Annotated in this window: 3 protein-coding genes; 1 reads left to right on the top strand and 2 read right to left on the bottom strand. The window is 71.4% G+C overall.

All coding sequences use genetic code 11. From position 1 onward, the window contains the following. Positions 1-34: 34 nt before the first annotated feature. Both GUY60_RS35635 and GUY60_RS35630 read right to left on the bottom strand, forming a co-directional pair. Entirely contained in the window at positions 35-748 is a 714-nt protein-coding gene (locus GUY60_RS35635; RefSeq protein ID WP_161705541.1) for a GntR family transcriptional regulator, read from the bottom strand. Further along, positions 745-2,217 carry a chlorohydrolase family protein gene (locus GUY60_RS35630; RefSeq protein ID WP_161705539.1) on the bottom strand — a complete coding sequence of 491 codons (1,473 nt, stop codon included), beginning with the start codon at positions 2,215-2,217 and terminating at the stop codon, positions 745-747. Before GUY60_RS35630 ends, GUY60_RS35635 begins: the two co-directional genes overlap by 4 nt. 436 nt (positions 2,218-2,653) lie before the next feature. Here GUY60_RS35630 and GUY60_RS35625 point away from each other — a divergent pair, with 436 nt between their 5' ends. Then, positions 2,654-3,679, top strand: a complete 1,026-nt coding sequence (locus GUY60_RS35625; RefSeq protein WP_188133231.1) for an ABC transporter permease — start codon at positions 2,654-2,656, stop codon at positions 3,677-3,679. Positions 3,680-3,730: the final 51 nt, after the last annotated feature.

The following is a 3,730-nucleotide window of genomic DNA, read 5'->3' as shown; positions in this document are numbered from 1 at the left end:
GGGTGGGGGGAAGATCGGGGGCGGAGCCCCTAGTTCACTCCGGTGGTAGCACCGCGCTGAGCCGCTGCAGCGTGACCTCCCGACGGGCGTCGATATGGGCGTACGCCAGCGCCTCGGCGAGCTGCGGCCTGCCCGCGTACACCGCGTAGCAGAGGTTCTTGTGCTCCTCGCAGTGCAGCCGCGGACCCGAGTCCGTGGAGGTGAGGCGGAACAGCCAGTGCATCAGGCCGAGGGACGGCTGCAGCGAGGCCTGAAGGAGCCGGTTGCCGGTCATGGTGATCAGCTCGGCGTGGAAGGCGGTGTTGGCGGCCGCGATGTCGGCGGCGCAGTCGCGCCGGGTGGCCGCCTCCGCCTGGTCCATGATCAGTTGCAGCGCGGGCCACGACCGCCCCCGCGCGCTGAGCTCGGCGGCCCGCCGCGCGGCGAACACCTCCAGGCTGAGCCGCAGGTCGAACAGCTCGTCGACATCCCTGAGGGTGAGCCGGCGCACGGTGGCGCCGCGCCGCGGCGAGAGCACCACGAGCCCCTCCGCGGCGAGCCGCACAAGGGCCTCCCGCACCGGGATACGGGAGACGCCGAGGGTCTCCGACAGCTCCCGTTCCCGCAGCCGGGTGCCCTGCGCGTACGTACCGGAGTGGATCCGGGCGCGGACCAGCCGCTCGGCGCGGTCCACGTGCGAGAGGGACGCCGGCTCGGCGAGCGAGGACGGGAGTACGGAGGGGCGGTCGGTGGTGCGCCGACCCGTCACGCCTGCGCCCGGTAGGGCGGGAACGTCGGCGGGAACAGCTCGTCGGCGTCCCGGCGCAGCTCGTCACGCTCCCCGTACGCCTCCCGCATCCGCTCGAACAGGAGCTGGGCCCGCTTGTGCAGGTCGTCCAGGTCGACGCCCGGTATGCCGCGGTCGACGAGGACGGGACGGCCGGCGACCACGGAGTCGGTGGCCTGCCGTGCGGTGCCGTTGAGCAGGAACGTACGGACCGGGTCGTCCTGCACGCCGTCGCGGAAGTCGCCGATGTCGAAGGCGACCAGGTCGGCCTGCGCGCCCGGCTCGATCCGCCCCAGGTCGTCGCGGCCCAGGGCACGGGACCCGCCGAGCGTGGCGGCCTCGACGTAGTGCTCGGCGGGGGCCGCGTCCATCCGGCCGTCGACCACCTTGGCGAGGTGCACGCCGACGTCCATGCCGCGCACCAGGTCGGGCGGGAACGAGTCGGTGCCGAGGCAGAGGTTGACGCCTGCCTGCCGGTACGCGCCGAAGGAGTGCAGCACCGAGCCGTACCGCAGTGAGGTCTGCGGGCAGTGCACGACGGACACCCCGGCGCGGGCGAGCCGGGACAGGTCGCCTCGGTCCTCGCCGTACACATCGGGGTGCCGGTCCACGACGGAGGTGTGCGGGATGAGCAGCCGGGTGTCCAACAGGCCGGTGTGGTCGAGGAGTTCGAGCGGAGTCATGCCGTACGTGCGGCGCACCAGGTCACGTTCGGTGGCGCCCTGCATCGCGTGCAGCCGGACCAGGACGTCCCGGTCGAGGGCGGTGGCGGCGGTCGCGCGAAGGAGTTCCTCGGTGAGGGTCTCGATCCGGCAGGGCAGCAGCACCCCGGTGAGCAGCGGGTCGTCGAGGGCGTCGAGGTGGTCGAGGAAGCGCACGGCGTCGCGCAGTCCGGCGCGGCCCCGCTCCTCGTCGAAGTCGACGCCCCGGCCGCCGTCGGCGAGAGCGACGTTGACGCCGGAGCGGTAGGCGGGCCCGAGGTAGCCGCGCAGCCCGAGCCGGCGCGAGGTCTCGGCCATGGTCACCAGCTCGTCGTACGGCTCGGCCCAGGCGCTGTGCACCTCGGACGCGATCGGCATGTACGTGGTGATGCCGTGCAACGCGAGCTGGACCAGGGCGTATTCGCGGACCGTGGCGCGTTCTTCGGGGGTGAACACATCGTGGCGACGGTTGCTGAAGTAGTCCTGGGACCACTGCAGGCCCCGGCCGCGCTCGGGGGTGGACCACGAGTCGAGGACGAGGTGGTCGATGTCGGTGAGCGCGTCCAGGTCGATCAGGCCGGGCAGCACGAGGGACTCGCCGAGATCGCGGTCCTCGTCGACCGGGCCGTCGTAGCGCGGGCCGACGTACACGATCACGTCGTCCTCCCACACCAACTCGCCGTCCCTGAGCAGCACATGGCCGCCGTCCTGGTGGGCGAGTACGTGACGGGCACGCCAACGGGTACGCATACGACCTCCTGGGGAGTCGGGGCGGGCCGCCATCGTAGGTAATGGCATACCAAAGGGGAAGGAGGTGCGTGTGGCTGTCTTGTATACGGCTTGCCGAGGCGGGGCCGGCGTGGTCCGGCGTACGGGAATTCCGGGGCGCGGCCGGTGACTGGAGCGAGCTCGGAGTCGGGTCACTCGACCCATCTGAACTGCGGTTATGTGGAGTTCGCGGGGGTGCGGAGGTGAGGCGTGTGCGGTGCCGGTGGCGGTCGGCGGGCCGGTCGGGGACGGTTCGAGGTGTCGTACACCCCTGTTGACGAGACCCCCTTCTGGTATACCGTCCCGGCCATCCAAGCCCCTCGAGCGCCGAAGGACCGACGTGACGGATCCGCATGAGCCGCCGAGTCAGACCCACCGCGTCGGTGCCCCGGAGCCCGCCGACGCCCAGGTGGCCACCTTGCCCGCACCGCGTTCCGGACCCGCCGGCACCGACAAGGCGGCGAAGGCCGGGAAGGCCGGGAAGGCCGCGGGCGCCGACACCGCCCGCTCGCTCCTCGGCACGGCCTGGCTCCGCATCCGGCGCAGCAGGATCGCCGTCGCCGCGCTGATCGTGGTGGCCCTGATCGTGCTGTTCGCGCTCCTCGCCCCGGTCCTTGTGGCGATCGAGGGCCAGGACCCGTTCACCTCCCGTACCGGGTCCGACTACCTCGACGAGTTCTACACACCGGGACTGCCCCTGGAGTACTACCGCTTCCCGTCCCCCGAGCACTGGCTCGGGCTCGAACCGGGCCTCGGCCGCGACATCTTCGCGCGCATGGCGTACGGGGCTCGGATCTCGCTGACCATCGCGCTGCTCTCCACCCTGGTGTCCGTGGTGCTCGGCACGGTGCTCGGCGCCGCCGCCGGTTACTTCGGCGGCAAGGTCGACATGGTGATCAGCCGGGTGATGGACCTGTTCCTGGCGTTCCCGCACCTGCTCCTGGTGCTGTCGCTGACCCCGATCATGCAGTCCCGCCTCGGCGGTACCGCACTCGACTCGGGGAGCCTGTTGCCGATCGCCTCACTCGTGATCATCCTGGGCTTCTTCGGCTGGGCGTACCTCGCCCGCGTCGTGCGCGGCCAGGTGCTCTCGTTGCGCGAGCAGGAGTTCGTCGAGGCCGCCCGCGCGTACGGGGCGTCCCGGCGGAGCATCATCTTCCGGCAGATCATCCCCAATGTGATGGGCGTCGTCCTGGTCTACGCGACCATGATGATCCCCACCAACATCACCGCCGAGGCCGCGCTCTCCTTCCTCGGTGTCGGCGTGAAGGACCCCACTCCGTCCTGGGGCCAGATGCTCAACGCGGCCCAGGCAGGCAACTGGTACCTGTCCGACCCGTGGTTCCTGGCCGTCCCCGCCGGCGCACTGGTCATCACCGTGCTCGCCTTCAACCTCCTCGGCGACGCGGTACGGGACGCACTCGACCCCAAGTCCTCGCGCTGAAGCGCCAGTTCAGCCCGCACACCTCCCCGCACCTCTCCTCCCCTCTTACCT

The organism is Streptomyces boluensis (assembly GCF_009908195.1).
Taxonomy (GTDB): domain Bacteria; phylum Actinomycetota; class Actinomycetes; order Streptomycetales; family Streptomycetaceae; genus Streptomyces; species Streptomyces boluensis.
Note: the sequence above shows the minus strand (reverse complement) of the source record. Positions and strands in the feature narration are given on the sequence as shown.

Excerpts from the sequence above, each read along its gene's own strand:
- GUY60_RS35630 (WP_161705539.1), bottom strand. The coding sequence starts at position 2,217 with ATGCGTACCCGTTGGCGTGCCCGTCACGTACTCGCCCACCAGGACGGC.